At 68.8% G+C, this 18,246-nt stretch carries 12 protein-coding genes; 2 read left to right on the top strand and 10 right to left on the bottom strand.

Translation table 11 applies throughout. From position 1 onward, the window contains the following. Positions 1 to 97: 97 nt before the first annotated feature. The 3 genes from OG884_RS07765 to OG884_RS07755 form a co-directional block, all read right to left on the bottom strand. Entirely contained in the window at positions 98 to 727 is a 630-nt protein-coding gene (locus OG884_RS07765; RefSeq protein WP_326643594.1) for a DUF6879 family protein, read from the bottom strand. Then, positions 720 to 989 (bottom strand): hypothetical protein, encoded by a 270-nt coding sequence (locus tag OG884_RS07760; RefSeq protein WP_326643592.1) that lies wholly within the window; start codon positions 987 to 989, stop codon positions 720 to 722. Before OG884_RS07760 ends, OG884_RS07765 begins: the two co-directional genes overlap by 8 nt. Before the next feature lie 582 nt (positions 990 to 1,571). Next, a complete protein-coding gene (locus tag OG884_RS07755) occupies positions 1,572 to 1,925 on the bottom strand; it encodes a hypothetical protein (protein ID WP_326643591.1) in 354 nt (117 codons plus the stop codon). A gap of 240 nt (positions 1,926 to 2,165) precedes the next feature. On the opposite strand from OG884_RS07755, the gene OG884_RS07750 reads away from it, so the two are divergent. After that, positions 2,166 to 2,837, top strand: a complete 672-nt coding sequence (locus OG884_RS07750; protein WP_326643589.1) for a hypothetical protein — start codon at positions 2,166 to 2,168, stop codon at positions 2,835 to 2,837. Positions 2,838 to 3,095: 258 nt separating this feature from the next. On the opposite strand, the gene OG884_RS07745 is transcribed toward OG884_RS07750, so the two are convergent. From OG884_RS07745 to OG884_RS07725, 5 genes are all read right to left on the bottom strand, one after another. Then, entirely contained in the window at positions 3,096 to 3,740 is a 645-nt protein-coding gene (locus tag OG884_RS07745) for a DUF4352 domain-containing protein (RefSeq protein ID WP_326643586.1), read from the bottom strand. A 329-nt stretch (positions 3,741 to 4,069) separates the two neighbouring features. After that, positions 4,070 to 7,036, bottom strand: coding sequence for a pPIWI_RE module domain-containing protein (locus OG884_RS07740; protein WP_326643584.1), 2,967 nt, complete (start codon positions 7,034 to 7,036; stop codon positions 4,070 to 4,072). Between the two features lie 26 nt (positions 7,037 to 7,062). Beyond that, positions 7,063 to 10,737, bottom strand: a complete 3,675-nt coding sequence (locus tag OG884_RS07735; RefSeq protein WP_326643582.1) for a hypothetical protein — start codon at positions 10,735 to 10,737, stop codon at positions 7,063 to 7,065. After that, positions 10,730 to 11,926, bottom strand: a complete 1,197-nt coding sequence (locus OG884_RS07730; RefSeq protein WP_326643580.1) for a restriction endonuclease-related protein — start codon at positions 11,924 to 11,926, stop codon at positions 10,730 to 10,732. Before OG884_RS07730 ends, OG884_RS07735 begins: the two co-directional genes overlap by 8 nt. A gap of 75 nt (positions 11,927 to 12,001) precedes the next feature. Beyond that, positions 12,002 to 13,702 carry a PD-(D/E)XK nuclease family protein gene (locus tag OG884_RS07725; RefSeq protein WP_326643578.1) on the bottom strand — a complete coding sequence of 567 codons (1,701 nt, stop codon included), beginning with the start codon at positions 13,700 to 13,702 and terminating at the stop codon, positions 12,002 to 12,004. Between the two features lie 203 nt (positions 13,703 to 13,905). Between OG884_RS07725 and OG884_RS07720 the strand changes: the two genes are divergently transcribed. Next, positions 13,906 to 15,399 (top strand): serine/threonine-protein kinase, encoded by a 1,494-nt coding sequence (locus OG884_RS07720; protein WP_326643577.1) that lies wholly within the window; start codon positions 13,906 to 13,908, stop codon positions 15,397 to 15,399. A 128-nt stretch (positions 15,400 to 15,527) separates the two neighbouring features. Here the strand turns inward: OG884_RS07720 and OG884_RS07715 are convergent, their stop codons facing one another. After that, on the bottom strand, positions 15,528 to 17,660 hold the full coding sequence (locus tag OG884_RS07715; RefSeq protein ID WP_326643576.1) for an N-6 DNA methylase: 2,133 nt from the start codon (positions 17,658 to 17,660) through the stop codon (positions 15,528 to 15,530). Between the two features lie 125 nt (positions 17,661 to 17,785). Continuing rightward, positions 17,786 to 18,058: a hypothetical protein gene (locus OG884_RS07710; protein ID WP_326643574.1), complete on the bottom strand. Its 273-nt coding sequence runs from the start codon at positions 18,056 to 18,058 to the stop codon at positions 17,786 to 17,788. Positions 18,059 to 18,246 lie beyond the last annotated feature (188 nt).

Raw genomic sequence — 18,246 nt, 5'->3', positions numbered from 1 at the left:
TGACGTCCCTGGCCTGTACGACATCACGCGAGGACCCCGACAGTTCGGAATGCGAACCGCCGGGGTTCTTCTCGTCTTCTCCGGGCTTTTTTTACGCCTACTCCGTCTTCGTCGTGGGCGAGGGAAGGTGTGCCACCTCGCGGTCGAAGTAGGACATCACATCTTCACCGGCCTCGTAGAGGCTTTTGATGTATTTCTCCCAGCCTCCGATGAGGCCGGGGTCGGTGTAGCGAACCGCGCCGTTCGGGACGCCGGTTTCGGTGTAGAGAACGTGGTAGAGAGTTCGGCCGCCGAGGATGACCACTTCCGGCAGTGGAGTGGTCCTCTCCGAGGCCGCCACCTTTTCCACGCCGACCACGCGGACCCGCTCACCGCATTCGGCACGCAGCCGCAGCGAGTACAGCTCCCACCGCATATATGGCGTGAGCGGCGTCTCGACCACGCGTACCCGGTGGAAGAAGGAACCGCGGCGCTCGTCCTCCCGGGTGACCGCGAGCAGGTCGTCTCGCCTTTCATCGAGAAGCCGCAGCGCTTCCTCCCAGTCACCTCGGCGAAACGCGTCACGGCTGGGACTGCCCTGTTCCTCGAAGTGCTGCCGCCGCTCGAACTTCCAGGAGTCCCGGTTGCGAATCTGCGCATCCCGTTGCCGGAAGTCGCGTCGGTAGGCGTCCCTGACGAGTCTTTCGCCCTGCGCGGGAACAAGGAAGGGCGCGCGGGGATCAAGCATCGGCGATGTCCGCCTTCGCCGCGCTGAGCATGATGCCCGGGATGACGACCAGTCGTTCATCCGGGGCGAGGGACACGCCCTCCGGCAGGCGAGGGCTGTAGGCGGCGGTGAGGTCCCTGCCGATCACCGCGATGTCACCGTTGTCGAGTTGCCAGATATCTGGGCATTCGTCGCGGCCGTCCGAACGGTCTAACTCTTTGGCCGACTTCCCTAATCGCCGCTCGAACAACGCGGAAGGGTCAGCCTCCCAGGAACGAGCCATGCCCGCCTCCACTCGGCTTGGCTGTGCGTTCTACCTGTGCGGAGCATATGTTGGACGGCACTCCGGGACAACGGAATGGGTGGATTATCGCGCGAACGTGGCCGAAAAAAACAAACCGCCTGTCCGAAACAGTGGACAAACGAGCTGAACGGAAGGTGTTCACAGCACCTACGCACCGATTTTCGGTGCGTAGGGTGACGAAGGTTTGACACCGAACCGGCCTCGGCCTGCCGGTCATCGATCGGGTTCGGGCCGCAGCGGATATTTTCCGGATCCGTGCTACGGCCGCGCATTCCGACATCCAGCACGTCGGTGCTTGATTCTGGTTGTCAGTGGACTTCGGAGACGTCGAGAACATCGCGCCAGGAACAGTGCGTGCGGGATTCTCTGCTGCCAGAAAGTCTCATATTTAATGAGAAGGGGGCAGAAATGCCGGTGTCATCGCCGATCAGGACTCCAGTGGCGGCGCCCGAACTGCCGATCACGGCAGATTCACGTGCGCACAATTCACGATCTACGGCTGGAGTGCGGGCCGATACAAGGGCAGCTGATCGGGATTGCCGGTCGTCTGTCGCAGGATGGTCAGTCCATCTCCTGTGCTCTGTGAGGTTTTGGAGTGCCGAAGGTGATCCCGCCTTCGATGTCCCTGGCCTGCACGGCGCTACCGTGCACGGTGCCACTGATCTCGTTGTGGACACCGCCGGGCTCGGGTTCAGGCTCGGTGTCCTTGGGAGGTGAGGAAACGGTGTCCTTGGGAGGTGAGGAAACAACGCCGAAAACCGCCAGCCCCAGCCCCAGCAGCCCGACGAAGGCGCCGAGCACGCTGGCGAGCTTGTCGGCACGATCCAGGCCGACCGCGATGAAATACCACCCCAGCGCGGCCAGTGCCGCCAGCGCCACGGTTACGCCCAACCAGATCAGTGTGCGTTTCGACATGCGTTCAGTGTCGGCCAGGTTTCAAAATGGGGGAAGCCCGCCGCGAAACTCATCGCGTCCGGCGCCCCGGTGCGTTGACCGCGATGCTCCGTCCCTCGCGAGCAGGCATCCGTTCGTCCATGGCAGGCGCTGCTTCGTCGTCCAACGGTTTCGAGGGGGCTTCCGAGATGGCTTCCGAGATGGAGTCTCCGTAGGCGTTGTCCTCCTCGGTGACGGTGGCGGGTCCGTATTATTCGTGTTGTGTTCCCAGCCGGTGGTCCTGCCCCTCACTATCACTACAACACCGATGGGCGTGTTTCCGGCCGGCCTCCCTGGTGGAACTTCCCGCTCAGCCTGATCTGGGCGCTGGCCCCGCTTTACACCCTCGGACTCACGACCCCCTTCATCATCGGACATGCCGCGGTGCGGCTGAAAAGCCGGTTCGCCGGATTCACGACCTGTGTCTACAGCGTTCTTCTGCTGGCGTTCGCCATCATTTCCGGAATTTATAGCGACAATGACCCCACGACCAAGGAGCCGGAAGTCGATGCGATCGCGGGAGTCTTGATCCTCGTGGGCTGGCTGGGCGGCACGGTGCACGCGCTCATCCTTCGGTCATCCGTCTTCCGGACTCGGCCGACGGTTCCCTTCCCTTCGGGGGCCTGGCAGTACAATCCCATGCCGCCGCCTCACTACCGGGCTCCGATGCCGCCGACCCTGCCTTACCAGGCTCCCGCGCCTCACCATGGAGCTCGGGCCTTCCGAGATGGCGACGGTCTGCCATCCGCATCCCAGCCTTACCAGGCGTCATCGATACCGACCCCGATACCGCCATCCTCCCTGTCTCAGTGGTACCCGGCAGACACCGCGTCCGGTTCTCCTCCCTTCGGCAGCATCGGGCCGTACCGGCTGGGCCAGAAGATCGGCGAATGAACCGCCGGACAGTCTCCTCGGTGAGCCTGTCGTGCCGGACACGCTTGACGGCCACCCTGCGGTTCAGGTGAAGGTCGACGCCCTGCCAGATCTCCCCCATACCGCCCCGGCCTATCGGCTGCTGTAGCTCGTAGCGCTGCGCGACCAACATGGGACTCCGATTGTCAGAGGTTGGGGCATCGGCCGCCCGTTGGGGAGATAGCCGGATCCGGATCTTACCGATGGTGCCGGTGGATCGGTCCGATAAGGGGTGCGTGGTCAGTCGTTCAGGGCGACGGTGACACCGTCGGAGAAGATGGAGTCGTGTAGTTCGATCGCCTTGATCCTGAAGTTCTTCGGGACGTCGAAGAGCAGGATCCCGTTGACCGCGTTGCCGGGGTTGATGGTGTTGAGGAAGGCGTTGGAATTCTTCAGCCCGAGGGCGGCGGCGCCGGAGTCGGGGTCGTACTGCCTGCCCTTGGTGTCGATGAGCTTCTGTGAGGAGTCGCTGAACAGCTGGGACTCCTCACCGATGTTCTTCACGGTGACGTGCACCAGGACGTATTGCCCCTGGGCATCGGATCCGACGTACTCGTCGCCGACCCGCGCGACGCCCTTCTCGACCTTGGCGACCTTGAAGGCGAACTTGCCGTCCTTGACGGTGTCGCCGATTCCCGCCGACTTGGGTTCGGTCTTCTTCGCGGGGGCGGAGGTGTCGGTGGCCGCGGTGTCGTCCGAGCTCGCTGAGTTCCCGCCGTCCTTGTCGCCTCCGCTGAGAAGGGCGCCGATCACCACCAGGCCGATCAGTACGGTGGCGCCGATGAGGAACGCGCGCAGGCAGCCGCCTCCCCTCCGTTGCACGATCACGGTCTGTGGAGGGGGCTGGGGGTAGCCGTGCTGCGGGGGTTGCGGGTTTCCGTACATGGCGGGACCTCGCTTTCCAGGGGGTGGGGGCGATTGTGCGACGCCAGTGAATCATAGTGTGAATACGATGCACAAGATTAAATCTCGTGACTGCCATGTATGCGTGTATCATCACTAATTGATGTATCTCGTTCACATCTGATTGGATCGCACTCAAGTCGCGGCAGATACCCCGGAGCGCATGTGTTGCCGCACCCCGGTGCAGGCAGGTTCAAGCAGTCAGGACGACCGCCCCGGTCACCGGACCAGAAGACGTGTCGGTTCGTTGAGCACTGAGGCCGCAGCGGAGAAGTCGGCCAGGCGGGCGGCCAGCGTCTCGACGGCTAGCCCTACCCCCGATCGTCAGTGGTGATGGGATCGTCGGATCCGTCATCTTCCTCCGCGACGGTGGGAAGCACGTACTCCTGGGCGAGTGCAGCCAGGTGCAAAGGAAGCGGTAGGGACAGGGCGTCGAGATAGTCGGCCGCCTGGCGCAATTGATGGACTGCCATGGCCAGGGCCTCGGGAGTGTCTCCTTCCTCACCGAGGGAGGCCGGGTGGCAGCCCAGAACGGTGACCTCCATGAGGGCGGGGTTCCAGGCGGGGATCTCGGTGTCGATGGTCGGCTCACCCTTGCGCTTTCCCATTCGCAGAGCACGAGGGGCGAGCTTGTCGGCCTCCACCGCGGAGGCGCGGAAGGTCCCGGCCTTGTCGGTGGTGCTGTAGAAGACCCGCGAATCAGAGGTCTCGGTCCACAGACCCGCGGCGAGGCCGTTGACCCCGGAGGGGTTGCCGATCCCCCACCACTGGGGTGTCTCGCGCCCGCTCGCGTCACGTACCCTGACCAGCCGCAGATCGGGGTCGAGCCGACCGGCCGACGCGTGGCCCGTTCTGATCAGGTCCGCTATGACCTGACCGTCCTGGAGCCAGGGCCAGTGCGCCCGGCCGTTCTGGGAGTGGGCGAGCAACAGTGTGGGGTGCCCGTGCAGGGAGCGGAGCATCTTCTGCAGGTAGCGGGCGGTCTTGGCGCGCTGTTCCTCTCTCTTGTGGTGTCGCTCCTGAAAGGTAACGCGAGGGTACGGCTGCCCGTCGGTGGGCGGCGGCGACAGGGGTATCTCCATGCCGGGTGCGTAGCCCTCGTCGACCTCGTTCGACGTGCCGGGCGCGCGGTCCCCCTCGATCTCGTCCGGCGCGTCGGGGAGCTCGGCGATCCTGGTCAGCCGTAGCAGGAACTTCGGGTAGGGAATCCAGGCGCGCTGTTCCGGGTCCCAGCCGCGGATCACGGCCTGGCCCGATCCCGGATCCGAAGGACCGACCAGGACGGTGACCGGGGCGTGCCTGGCCACCCGGGTGGGGCCGTCGGCACGGCGCTTTACCATCCACACGGCCGCGTAGTGGAGGTCGGCGGGCAGCCGATCCCCCAGCGTGTGCTCGGGCACGACCCGCACGCCGAGCTGGCGGAGTCCGTCCAGCCAGGCCGAACGGGCGCGGTACGCCGCGTTCTTCTCGGAGTTGTAGCCCCTGGCCTTTCGAGGGACGGCGGTGAACTGGGTGACCACCCCGGCGTCGGCGCAACCCAGCCGCAGCGCGAACTTGGGATCGTGGAGAGGCGTCCGGAAGTCGATCCGCCGGTCGATCTCGACCAGGGCGAGGGCGGCGGCTTCCAGGTCGGCGCCGTCGGCAGTCAGGAAGTCGGTGACGGCGGTGCGGCGGGCGGTGATGGCCGCGGCGAGAGCCCGCCCCCTGCCGCGGGGCGCCGGGTCGATGTCGAGGGAGTCGGCGAGGCCTCCCGACAACGGCAGGCACCGCAGCAGGATGGCGAGTTCGGGGGTTTCCCAGCGGAGGAGAACCGGAACTCCGGGCTTGGCCGTGTCGAAGGCCTCGGCCACGGGCGCGCCGCCGTCCCCGTCCAGGGCGAGCACCTCGGCGAGGGCCGCGATGGCCGTGTCACGCATGGTGGCGGTCTGCCACAGGAGACGGGCCTCCATGACCGGGACGCCGGTGGACGCCGTTTCCTCGTCCGAGATGGCTCGTACGGCGACCGCGAGTGCGGCGCGGCGGGCATGGGTGGTCCGCACCTCCTCGGCCTTCTTGGCGTCCCCCTGCGTCTTGGGCCGCGGGTTGGCGGGCGTGTTGGGGGAGATCCTGCTGCGCCTCAGGTCGGGGGCGCGCGTCAGCCCTTCGGGAAGCGCCTGTTCGGCCCACTCGACGATCTGTGAGCGCTGATGGGACATCAGGCCGGCCTTGACACCGTGCTGGCCCATGTGGTTGCTGTGCACCACGGAGGCGCGCACGCCGGGCCCCTCGCCGATCCACCATTCGGGTTCGGTGAGCAGCTCCGCGGGGTCGGGGAAGGGCTGCCCGAGGGCGATGCCCCGCAGGATTCCGGCGGGGCTCGTCTCGCGCCAGTCATGGGCTCGCTCGGTGCGGTCCCAGGTGAGCCGGGCCACGGCGTAACGCTCACTGGTGGGTGTTCCGGGAAGCCAGGGCACGGTCGGGCGCAAGTAGACCGAGGTGTCGCGGCGGAAGGGCAGGTGGAGGCGGCCGTTCGCGGCGGGGTGGGTGGCCCACCGCCTCAGGCCTGTGTGGACGTGCAGCCGGAGGTGCGGCGAGAACGGGGCGGTGTGCAGTGAGATGTTGATGACGACTGAGAACCACCAGGTGCGGTTCTTGACCTCGTGCGGCAGAGGTTGCGACATCAGCTCCGCGCCCTGCTGCCGAGGACCACGCGGAACGGCCCTGAACCTCAGCAAGCCGGCTCCCGTGTCGTAGGGCTCCAGGGAGAGGACGCGGCGCGCCAGATGGTCGGTGGCGAGCTGGAACTGCCTGCCGAGCGGGAGCGCGGTGCCTCCGTCGGTGGTGTCGCAGCCGAGCAGGTCCACCTCCACCTCGCGCCAGCGCGGCGGATCGGCGCGTAGTTCGGCGAGGGTCTCGACGACCCGCCCGCGGTGTTCCGGTTCCGGGCGCAGATTACGCACCCAGGCGGTGAGCAGCCGCTCGAACGCCGCGTCCGGCAGCGGGTGGGGGATGTCGGCGGGGGCGTACAGCCAGAAATCCTTCTCGTCGCCGTGCTTCTCCGAGCCTCGCCCTCGCACCACCAGGTCGGGGGCGAGGCTCTGCAGCACGCCGTCCATACGGTAGGTGGGAACAGTACGGTACGGCTCCGCCTCGGCGTCCCGGCCGGCGTCGCACAGCGCGAGCAGGCTGTCGCGCCACTGCTCGGGAAAGGGCAGGGCGCGGTACCGGGCGGTCAGCGGGGCGGTGCCTGGGGCGAGGAGGTAGGCGGCGCGGCGGATCTCGTTGTAGGTGAATCCCATCGGGGCTCCTGGGTGCGAGGATCTTGTCAGGGACGTGTCGGCCCGGCGGTCATGCCGCGGAGCGCGTCGTAGAGCGGTCGGTAGAGCATCTGGACGAGGGCGGGGTCCGCCGGGTCGGCGAAGAGGCCGGGGTCGGCATCGGCGGCGAAATAGGGGGCGAGAACGGCCCGCAGCTCGGCCAGCAGGCCGTCGCCAGGGCTGCTGAGACGAGCGGTTCGCGCCGTACTGACTCCCGGTGCGGTCGCCGCCGCGTACCGCGGGGCGAACCTGGCGTCCACGAAGACCACTCTGGCCGGGACGCCGCCGCGCACCAGGCGCCCAATGACCTGCCAGATCGCGACCAGCTGGTCCCAGGCGAAGGACCGCTTCTCCTCGGGGCCGAGCCGGGAGTAGACGTAACGGCGGGAGAGCAGCCGTCGCCACTCACGACGGGCCTCGTGGCGGAACGCGAGGCCTGCCGCGTCGAGGCCGTCGGCCTCGGCCATCAGCTCGCCGAAGGTGGCCCCTTTCAGGTCGGGATGGTCACGGACGAAGCGGGTCACCCAGTCGTTGATCGCGAAGATGGCCAGGGACAGGTCGTCGGGGCGCGGATGCGGACGGGCGAGGAACAGCACGGTCCCGAAGGCGGCGGTGCGCTGCGCGTTGAGGATGTTGTGGCCGCGTTCGATCGCCATGAGTGGGGCGACCAGAAGCTCGGCGTCCGGGTCCTCGGCGAAGGATGCCAGGTCTCCCCGGCGTATGGCGGCGGCGTGGGTGCGACCGTCGGAGCCGACCCTCCCGCCTCGCACGGCCTGTTCCAGGTCGGCGTCGTCGGCGGCGAGCACCCGGACCCGGCCGCGCCAGCGCTCCGTTTCCTGCAGGGCGTCGGCGGCGGCGTTCGCCTCCCGGTAACTGCCGACCAGCAGCAGAGCCCTGCGGCGGCCGTCGTCGCCGATCAGGGAGAGCTCCTGTTCGAGCGGGCTGGGCAACCCACCCCGGCCGGGACGGCCCAGGCACGCGATCATCCGGCGCAGCACCGCCGGTCGCACGGTCTGATCCTGACCGGACAGGCTCAGCGGGGTGTTGTCGTCGTCGTAGAGGAAGTGCGTGCGAAAGACGGTGTCCCGGATGGCGTCGAGAGCACGGGGATCCGGCTTGAGCACCGCCTTGACGGGGGCCAGAACGTGGGCGCGCGTGGACGTGCCCGCCCAGCTGGTGCCCGACATCAGCAGCACGTGGGGCCCCAGGCGCCCGGTGGAGGGGACGGCACCCAGGCTGGGCAGCGACAGCAGCAGCTCCCGGCCGACCCCGGCGCAGCGGAAGAACCGCAGGGTGCCGCTGAGGCGGCCCTCGGGGTCGCGATCCTGCTCCTCGGGGAGATACTGGAAACCGATGACATTGCCCATCGGGGCTTCGGGGACGATCGGGGCGTAGTCGAGCGGTGGACGCCTGGAGAGTTCGTTGTCGGTCGAGTCGAGGTTGAGCGCGGCCTCCACCTGCGGCCACAGGAAGGTGAGCCGGTCGAGACGCTGGTGCAGCGCGGAGAGCAGGAGGGTGAACTCCAGCCGCTTGGTGGTGCGGTCGTACCAGGGGGGGCTGCCGGGGACGTCGGCCGGGTCGGGTTCGCCGTTGTGCCGGCGGGCAGGCGGCGGCACGGAGCCGTCGAGTAGCGGGGAGCCGTTGAGGAGTAGGTCCAGGACCCCGCGCACCCGCTGCCGCGTGCCCTTCTCATTCAAGGTGTGCAGCAGGTCGTGGGTGGCCTGGATGAGGCGGTCGGTGTCCGTTCCGTAGGGGCCTCGGTCGCCGAGCGGGTCGTCGCGGAAGGTGTCGAAGACGGAGGTCACCTCCTGCCTACGGTCGGCCCAGGGGAAGGCTTCCTGCGGGGTCGGCCGTTGCTCTGCTTCGGCTCGTGCGAGTTTTTCCTCGTCCTCGTAGAGGATCTTCTCGTCGGGCACGTCATCGGCGAGGAGCGTGGTTCCGGAGGTCTCGCCGGGAGTCGGATACCAGGCGGCGATCAGTTTCTCCTGCAGGGTCCAGGCGCTGAAGTACTCGATGTCGGCCCAGGTACGCAGGTCCTCGTCACTCATCAGCATGGCGTACAGCCGGTTGGTGGCGGCGCTCACCACGTCGAGCGAGACGGCCCAGCGTTCGACGTCACGCTCGGACAGCGGCAGTCTCCCTTGCCGGGCCAACTCGTCGATCTTGTGGGTGTGCAGCTTGTCGAGCCAGGACTCCGGCCCCCTGGTCACCAGGGTCGCCGACGGGGCGAACATGGTGTCCAGCTGCATCTGCACCCGGTCGGCCTCGTCCACGATCACGATGTCGCTGCGCAGGCAGGCCAGCTCCAGATAACGCAGCCGTTCCTCGTTGAGGTGGTTCGGCACGGGACTCTGCACCAGGCTGGCGGGGTTCGCCACCCAGATCAGCGCGTCGACCAGTTCCCGGGCGGCGCTGTGCCGGGGGCAGGCGCTCCAGATCGGGCAGCCGTGTGCCGGGCCGAGCGCGTCCGGAGGCTCCTCGCTCCGGATCGGCTCGCCGATCGGGTAGAGGTCGGGCAGTATCCGGCCGGAGGCGGGCTCCGGTGTCTTGCGGGCGGGATGGAGGCGGGTGCACGGGGCGTCCGCGTAACGGAGCGGTTCGACGGCCTCGTTGCCGCGCAGAGCGTCCACGACGCAGACGGTGCTCAGGTCGTCGAAGCCCGGGTCGTCGTGGGTCAGCAGGGATCCGGGAGTGCGGGCGGCGAGGCGACGGTGCAGCCGCTGCACGTGGGTCTCCCGGGTGGTGGTGCCCAGCACGGGGGCCGCGTCCAGGCCGAGATCGCGGAAGAGGGCGGTCAGCGTGAGCTGCTCGGCGACGTCGCCGACCACCAGGGTGGTCCGCATTCCCTGTCTTGCGGCCCAGACCGCGATCAGTGACATCAACGTGCTCTTGCCCGCTCCGACCATGCCGACCAGGTGCAGCATCCCGTCGAGGCTGAGCACCTCGGCGGGGGCGAACCTCAGGCCGTCGTCGGTGCGTGTGTCCAGCTCCAAGACGGTGAGGCGCCGCTCCCAGTCGCCGGGGCGTCGGCCGAGTTGTCGTTCGCTGTCGTCCATCCAGCGTGCGGTGTCCGCGAGTTCCGCCAGAGGCACCTGCAGAGGCCGGTCTTCCCAGGTGTTCTTCGCGGTGAGTTCGTGGCCTGGAGCGGGTGCCGGGCGTGGTGACTCGGGCAGGGTGACGGATGTGTGCCGACGGCGCTCGACGAAACGGTGCGAGCCGGGACCCGCGAGGGTCAGCTTGCGCCGGGCGAAACCGGGCGTACCCTCTAATACGGCGTCGTACGTCGCGAAGCGACCGGCTGCGACGAAGGGTTCCATTCGCCGGGCGGGAGCGCCCGCCGACGGCAGGCGGTAACCGCGCAGCCGCTCCTGCACTTCCTGGTACGCCTCCAGGGACTGCAGCCACATCCGGCGGCGGCGCAGGGTCCACAGCAGGTGGCGAGCGGAGACGAGCAGTCTTTCCTCGTCCTCGGTGGTGGTGAGGCCGTCGGCGCGGGCGAATGGGTAGCCGCCGAGGAGCACCCATACGCCGTCGGCGGGCCGCTCGGGATCGAGGCGTTCCATGAGCCGGAGGCCGAGCTCCACCTGGAACAGCAGGGACGGCCTGATCCCAACCTGCTCCCGGGACAGGAATCCCGAGATGCCGGGGACAAGGGGTTGGTACCAGCTTTCCGCGTCACGCATCGAAGGCTCTGTTCGCGAGTGTGTCGCCGTTCTCCTGCACGAGGCGGGCGGCGGGGCCGGTGTCGCCGCGCAGTCGGGCACGCGCGGCCGCGACCAGCCGCCGATCGGTGAGCAGGGGGAGGCCGCCCGCCGCGTGCGCGCGGTTGCGGGCGTACACCTCCAGATAGTTCGGGCGGGCATCGACGCGGTACCGGGGGACCACCCAGCACGCCTCGTCGTACGGAGGTTGCTGCCGGACCTCGGTCGCGGCCTGCCCGAGAAGGCCCGGGTGGGCCCAGTCCTTGACGTCAACCGCCCAGACCCAGCCGTCGGGGAAGGTGATCCGCAGGTCATAGGCGTCGAAACCGGGCCACATCTCAACCGGGAGGTGCAGGGCCCGCAGTTCCCTTTCCAGGTCGGCCTCCGCCCGGCCGGGGCCGGTGACGAACTGCCGCAGCGGCCGGTTGAGTTGCCACAGCGTGCCGATCTCGTCGGCGCGTAGTGTCCGTCCCAGCGGGGGCTGCCCCTGCCGTCGGCAGCGGTCGCGCTCGCACCACCACCCGCCGTCGGTGAGAGGGACGAGCAGGGTCAGGCAGCGGGCACACGTGACGTACGCGCCGTCGCTGCAGAAGCTGTCGGGGACGCGGTGATATATCTGCTCGACGAGCTCCCTGACCGGATCCAGGTAGAGATCAGTGGCGACCTCGAACATGTCGTTACCGGTGAGGGCGGGACGTTCCACCAGCAGTCGGCGGAAGGCGGTGTAGGACTCGGGGGCCTCACTCTCACGGCAGAGCCGCATCGCGGTGTGGATCACCGTGCGGTCGTACTGTTCCGCCGCGCTGTCACGGGCGCGGATCCACCACTCGTGGCACAGTTGGGTGGGCTTGGCGGAGTCGGGATCGATGAGGAGGTCGTCAGGGCCGAAGGCGTCCAGGGGCAGGTCCAGCGGCCAGTCCTCGATCGGGCGGGTGCGACACCAGGCGAGGAGTTCCGGCAGGCTCCGAGGCGGGCGGGCTTCCTTCAAGAGGCAGGCGAGCACCGTACGATCCAGGGCGCGCTGCGCCTCGGCGGGATAGGGAAGGGCGAACGCCTCGAGGTCGGTGATCTCCGCGAGCTGGACCACGGCCGTCGCGATCGTGTGCAGAAGCGTGACACCGGCGTGCGTGGACCAGTCCGCGAGGGAGGCGGAAGGCTGGGGCGATGGCATGGGACGGCCTCCTGATGGGTTCCTCGGAGAAGGGCGTTCGGCGGATCGGGTGAAGGCCTGTCTGGGCCGGTGTTCTCAGCGGGAGGAAGCAGGCGGCGTGCCGAGGTGCTCGCGACCGGGGCGGCACCAGTCGAGGGCCTCGCAGCCGCCGCAGTGCCGACCGGGGTTCGGGGGGTAGGAGGTGTCCCGCAGCCAGGGGCCGGCCATCTCCGCGACAACCGCGCGAGCCTCGTCGACGACGGAGGGGAGTCCGGGGTCCAGTTCCTCCAGGCCTCCGTCGTCCGGGTAGAGCATTTCCAGCTCGATCCGGGACCGGCGCATGTCCCCGCCGAGCACCCCGGAGGCCATCATGAGGACGGCGAGGGCGAGCTGGGGGTAGGTGCGCATCAGCGGCCTTCCCTCCCACAGGTGGTTGCCCGAGGTCTTCGTCTCCCGCCAGATCCACCCGCCTCCGCGTGTGTGCAGGAGGTCGGGGGTGGCGATGACGACGACGTCGAGTTCGGGGTCGTAGCAGGTCAGCTGCGGCTGTAGGCGCACCTGCTCGCCGGGGCCGAGCCCGTCGAGCGGGCACAGGGCCGCATGCTCGGCGATCATGCGGGCACCCGCTCTGGCCTCGTCGCCGCTGAGGATGTGCCCGCCGGCGGACCAGTCGCCCGGGTCCTCAGGGCCCGCCACGTGCCGGCATCCCCGGGCGGGAAGGGCGGCGTGCCGCTCGTTCAACCAGGCGTCTACGGCACGCCCTCTCAGGATCGCGGCACTCTCCGGACGCGGGGACCTCAGCTTCAGCTGCCGGGTGAGATGGAAGCGGGCCGGGCACTCGTGGTGGGCTCGCAGGTCGCTGGCGGACACGCTGCGCCGTGGGCGCGGCCTGCCGGGAGAGAGGGCCAGCACGCCGGGAGCCCTGTGCAGCGCCGTACATCCGTTCAGAGCCTTGCACCCGACACAGCCGGAGCCGGGAACGTGCTCGGCGCCGTCCACCGCCCGGCCCAGGGCGGGTGCGGCATGCTCGGCATAGCGTTCGCGGACCTCCTCCACGTCCCAGTCGATCAAGACGGCGCTGCCGCCGTCGCCACAGCCGACGCCCACGACCCGAACTCGCCGGGGACGGGTCGTACGAGCGGAGGGCAGCCCTTCCGTCGGTCTGTAGGGCTCGCCGTATTCCGCCGTGCTCGGGACGCCGAAGGCGACGGTGTGGGCCGCGGCCGCCAGCTCCGCCTTGGAACGTTCCTCGTTGACGGTGCCGAAGGACAGCAGCCACAGTTCGCGGACACTTCCGTCGGAGGAGGCGTACCGGCGTCCCCAGGCGGTCTGCTCATAGCGCGTCGCGCCGCGATGGTCGGGTGACCTGAGAACCTGCCCTGTCACCCACTCGTCCCGGACGGGGTGGGCGCGCGCCGCCCCTTCGGCCTCCTCGGCCGCGCGGGCGGCCAGATACCGGGACGCCGCGACGGCGGTCCACTCGACCAGTCCGGGATGGGCGGGAGGGCGGCCTTTCCGGCCGAAGGTGCCACGGGTTCGGCGAAGGTCCTCCATCGCCTGCGTGATCGTCACTCCCTGATGTTCAATGAGGTCGAGCATGTCCATCAGCGGTTTCAGGGTGAAGCCCTGCAGCCGCTCGTAGCGGCGTGGCGACCCGGGAGTGGCCTGGATCCAGGGACGGGCCTTGACCGCTACGGCGACGGGGCAGTCCCGGGCGTCTTCCCGTGCCGAGGGCAGCCCGGTGCGCACGAGTGAGCCATCGCCGGCGGTGCCCAAGGGGGGAACCCAGGCGGTCATCTGAACCCCTCTGTTCGATCGCGGCATGTGAGTGAGGCTCCTGTGGCGGAGCGGCAGTGAGTGGTCTCAGGAGAGCATCTACTGTGAACTAAGTCAAGTGATGAACTCTTGTCTCTCAAGTTCACGCTACACTGCTTCCGTCGTTACAGAAGGCGACATGAGCGATTTGTGAGACAGGTGTGAACGCCGCTCGGAAGGTGGACATGGAGCCTGGGGACATGCTGGACAGTCGCTATCGGCTGGAGAGGCCTCTCGGCAAGGGCGGCATGGCCGAGGTCTGGGAGGCCTACGACACGCAGGACGACCACGAGGTTGCCGTCAAGGTCGTCCGCCTCGTCCAGGACCTCGTCGGCCACTGGTTCGACACCGAGAACATGAACCAAGGCCGGATGGAGCTGCACAACCGATTTCGGCGGGAGGGGGAGGTGCTGGCCGGCCTGAGGCACCGCGGCATCCCGGAGCTGTACGGCAGGGGCACCCACGGAGACCGCCCCTACATCGCGATGCGGTTGGTGAAGGGCATATCACTCCATGACTTCCTGAAGAGGCGAACGCTCACGCTGCCCGTGGTGGTCGCGATCGCCTACCAGATCGCTGACGCTCTTGCCTGCGCTCACGCGGCCCAACTGGTCCATCGCGATCTCAAACCAGACAACGTACTCATCGACCACGGCGGTGCTGTCTTCCTTGTCGACTTCGGGATCGCGTTGCCCCTGTATCCCGGCGTCACCCGCTACACCGAGCAGGGAAAGTCGGTCGGTAGCAAGGGGTACATGGCGCCCGAGCAGCTCAGGGTAAAGCCGCTCACCTTGCACACCGATCTGTACGCCTACGGGTGTGTGATCTTCAAACTCTTCACCGGCCGGCGGCCCTTTGAGACCGATACAGAGCTGGACCTTGTCCTGCAACACCTAGAGAGCGCCCCGCCGTCGGTCCAGGAGTTCGCCCCCTGGGTGCCGGACGACATCGCCGAACTCATCCTGAGACTCCTCGCCAAAGAGCCAGATAACCGGCCTGCTGACATCCAGACTGTTCTGAAGGTGTTGAAGCCCTACCTCCCCGCTCCCGGTGATCCTGCTCCGGCCCCGAGCGTCGACCCCGACCCGACACTCGGGTTCAGGGAGCCGGACGGATCGCCCGCAATTGCCGTACGCCACCCCCAGGTGGCCCTGCGGTTCGCCCGCTCACGTCGCGCGGTCACCTGGGTGAGTCGCCGCAACGTCGAGGAGGTCCTGGCCGAGGTCGGCGAGGAGTTGGCCGAGGGACGGGCCGGCCCCGCCACCGAGCGCCTCGCCGAGATACTTCCCGCCGCGCGGCGTGAGTTCGGTGCCGACCCGCTGGTCCGGAGGGCGCGGAGGGCGTGCGCCGACAGCCTGCGTATCGCGGGAGACTGCGGCCGAGCCGGTGACCTCTACCGGCAGCAGGCCGACGACCTCGGCCGGGCGTCCGATCCGGCGGCCCGGGCCGAGAGGCTCGTCGCCCTGCTCAGGGTCGCCGAGTGCCGCATCCCGTCCGGAGAGATCGACGCCGCGCTGGACGGCCTGCGCGACGTGATGGGCGAGGTCGTCGCGCTGCCCGCCGAACTCGCCGAGCCGATCGTCGTCCTCTGCGAGGACCTCGGTGTCGAGCTGTCCGAGCTGCGCCGTGAGACGGAGGTGAACGAGATCCTCGCGCCGATCAGGCGCCGCGGGGCGTGATCCTCGTCAGGTGAGCGGTCACCCAGGAAAGGTGCGTCGGGTATGGGTGTCACCCGCGCCCGATCGCGCGACGCCAAGACCGGCCGGGCGATCGCTCGCGTCCTGTTCTGGGAAGTTTCCGGTGGAGATCATGCCCGGCTCCCCGGAAGCCTTCCGGCGGCGATGCCGTCGGTCAGCCCGTTGACCAGTTCCCTGCCGATCGTCCCCGCCTCCCGCAACGACCTTTCAAAGGCGGTGAGTCGCCGGAAGGCCTCGCCGTAGCGGCGCTGCTCCTCGAGAGGAAGCCGCAGCACCTGCAGCCTGCGGACATCGATACGGGAGGACGTCGAGGCGTGGGTTCCCGCCTGCCTCGCGTTGGCCGGGGCCCGCAGGCAACCGGCCAGGAACCACGGGTCGAGCAGTGCCGGATCCACCCGAAGGGCGAACAGCTGCGAGCCCAGCACCGTGGGGGCATCGATGTCGACCCAGGCGCCGAACGCCCGGTAGGCCCCGACGACCACCACCTCCTCCGGGACGGTCACGGTGAGGGTGCCCGCCGTCTCACCCGCCCAGGCCTCGCGCCCAGGTAGCCAGCCGGACGGCCTACCTCCGACCAGCACGTCGGTGACGGTCAGCAAGGGCACGGCGTCATCGGGGGCGTCACCGGTACGCACCGCCTCGTCCGCCGGTTGCTGCCCGGTCCGCAGCGTCATCGCGCCCGCCCGGACCAGGTCGCCCACGGTCACCGTGCCCTGACCTGTCGGTTCCTCGCCGCTCAGTTCGAGCGCGGACAGGGTCGCGGTCAGATCCCGCAGTTCGTGGAGCAGGGTGCCGAACCGGTTCCACGAGCGCCGCAGGCCCAGGTCCGCGGAGGCCACCGCCTTCGGGATGTGCCGCGCCGGGGTGAGGTCCACCTCGTCGTCCAGAAGGTCGATCACCGGAACCACGGTGTGGTCGGCCGGTAGATCCCTACCCCCGTCTTCTGCTCGGATGGCCGAAACCACGCGCCTGTGCAGGAGAGGCCAGTCGATCGCCGCCCTGCCGGTCCTCTGAGCTCCTTTTGACAACTCCGGCTGCATATCGGCCGCATCGACCAGGAGTACCCCGGCACCCGGCCTCGTTCCGTCTTCGGCCGGTGCTCGCAGGACCCACAGGTGCAGCGCGACGCTGTGCGGGGGCGCGGCCCCCGGCGGCAGGGCGATCACCGCGCGCAGTACGCCGGTACGGAGCAGCCCTGCCCGGATCCGGCGCCCCGCTCTGCGGGAGGCGACGCCGGGCGGCAACAGCAGCACCGCCGTCCCGCTGGGCGCCAGGCGGCTCAGCGCGTGCTGTGCCCAGGCCAGCTCCGGCTCGGTGCGGGGAGGCAGGCCGTACGTCCAGCGGGCATCGGTGGCAAGCTCCTCGTATCCCCAGTCGCGCTCGTTGAACGGTGGGTTGCACAGCACCACGTGGGCACGGACGCCGGGATGGGGGTCGGCGCGCAGCGTGTTCCCGGCCCGGATGTCCACCTCCCGCCCGATCTCATGCTCCGGCGGATGCATGGCGAGCAGGATTCGTACGGCGGCCAGCGCCGCCTGGGTCGGGTCGACATCCTGGCCGAGCAGTTTCAGCGGGATGCCCGAGGCGTGCGCGTCCACCTTGCCGGCCCACTGCCGGGCGGCGGCGAGCAGCAGACCGCCGGTGCCGCACGCGGGGTCGAGCACGGTGCCGACGTCACCGGCCTCGTCGTCGCGTGACAGCTCGGCGACCTTGGCCATCAGGGCCGCCAGCGGGCGTGGTGTGACGCCGATCTGCCGGACGTGGGTGTCGAGCCAGCGGCCGAGCAGGAAGTCGAAGGTCTCCCGTGCCCCGTGTTTCCTCGCCAGGCCGACCGCGCGTTCCACCAGAGACCGCTGAGCGTCGGAGAGGCCGGTGCCGTCCGGGAACTCCATTGCCGAGCCGGGCCGGGGAGGGGAAGCGGAGCCTGAGGAGCCCGTCTCCTCCCGGACGAGCCGGGCACCGACCACGGCGATCGCCGTCCCCATCGCGTCGCGGTCCCCAAGTGCCTCGAACTCCGGCCACAGCCGTTCCCTGTCGCCGACCTCGTCAAGCTTCCCCTGCTGTCTCAGCCACTCCTCCACCTGGGACAGCGCGAACTGCGGGCTGGTGTCCGTGCCGCCGACCGGCGCGGGAAAGCTGTCGTGGCGACGGCGCCAGTTGCTGACGGCCGCGCGCCCGACACCGGCGATCCTGGCTATCTCCGCCAGAGTGACGGAGACGGAAAGGTCGGCAGAAGGAGGCATTGTGTCTCCGGGTAGGGGACAGAAAGGTGACGACCCCGGAAGGCACGACGACGGCGTGTGCCCAGGTGGGCAGGCACCCTAGCTTCCCGAGAAGGTCCTTTCGGCAGCCTATCCGTTGACTTAGTTCACCGTGGAGCCGGCCCGGCCGTGGAGGCTTGACCAAGGGCGATGTCGAGGTCCTCTCCGGCCCACCCGGTGCCGTCTCTCCAGATCGTCGTGACGGTGAAGGCGGCGGACAGCACCCCCGGAGCCCACGCGGGCTCGGGAGCCTGGGGGAGTACGAGGAACAGGTGCCCGGCCCGGTCCCCGCCGACGTGCTCGACCTCCCTGATTCGGAGTACGGCCTCGCGCATGCGCTCGTAGGTGTGCCCGCCCTTTTCCAGGACCTCGTACAGCATGGTCCCTTCCGGTCCCTTTGTCGTCGCGAGGATCGTGGCCGGGAGGCTGGACGGGGATCGGCGATGGTGGACCCTGTGTGAAGACCGCGTCACATTTCTGGAAGCGTCGGAGACGTGACGGAAGAAAGCATGGGCGCCGGGTGGTGGATGTATGTTTACCATCCGTAAAATGTCAGTGTTGCCGACCG

The organism is Streptosporangium sp. NBC_01755, from assembly GCF_035917995.1.
Lineage (GTDB): Bacteria > Actinomycetota > Actinomycetes > Streptosporangiales > Streptosporangiaceae > Streptosporangium.
Note: the sequence above shows the minus strand (reverse complement) of the source record. Positions and strands in the feature narration are given on the sequence as shown.

Coding starts and splice junctions, on each gene's coding strand:
- OG884_RS07765 (WP_326643594.1), bottom strand. CDS start 727: ATGCTTGATCCCCGCGCGCCCTTCCTTGTTCCCGCGCAGGGCGAAAGA.
- OG884_RS07760 (WP_326643592.1), bottom strand. CDS start 989: ATGGCTCGTTCCTGGGAGGCTGACCCTTCCGCGTTGTTCGAGCGGCGA.
- OG884_RS07755 (WP_326643591.1), bottom strand. CDS start 1,925: ATGTCGAAACGCACACTGATCTGGTTGGGCGTAACCGTGGCGCTGGCG.
- OG884_RS07745 (WP_326643586.1), bottom strand. CDS start 3,740: ATGTACGGAAACCCGCAACCCCCGCAGCACGGCTACCCCCAGCCCCCT.
- OG884_RS07740 (WP_326643584.1), bottom strand. CDS start 7,036: ATGGGATTCACCTACAACGAGATCCGCCGCGCCGCCTACCTCCTCGCC.
- OG884_RS07735 (WP_326643582.1), bottom strand. CDS start 10,737: ATGCGTGACGCGGAAAGCTGGTACCAACCCCTTGTCCCCGGCATCTCG.
- OG884_RS07730 (WP_326643580.1), bottom strand. CDS start 11,926: ATGCCATCGCCCCAGCCTTCCGCCTCCCTCGCGGACTGGTCCACGCAC.
- OG884_RS07725 (WP_326643578.1), bottom strand. CDS start 13,702: ATGACCGCCTGGGTTCCCCCCTTGGGCACCGCCGGCGATGGCTCACTC.
- OG884_RS07720 (WP_326643577.1), top strand. CDS start 13,906: ATGGAGCCTGGGGACATGCTGGACAGTCGCTATCGGCTGGAGAGGCCT.
- OG884_RS07715 (WP_326643576.1), bottom strand. CDS start 17,660: ATGCCTCCTTCTGCCGACCTTTCCGTCTCCGTCACTCTGGCGGAGATA.
- OG884_RS07710 (WP_326643574.1), bottom strand. CDS start 18,058: ATGCTGTACGAGGTCCTGGAAAAGGGCGGGCACACCTACGAGCGCATG.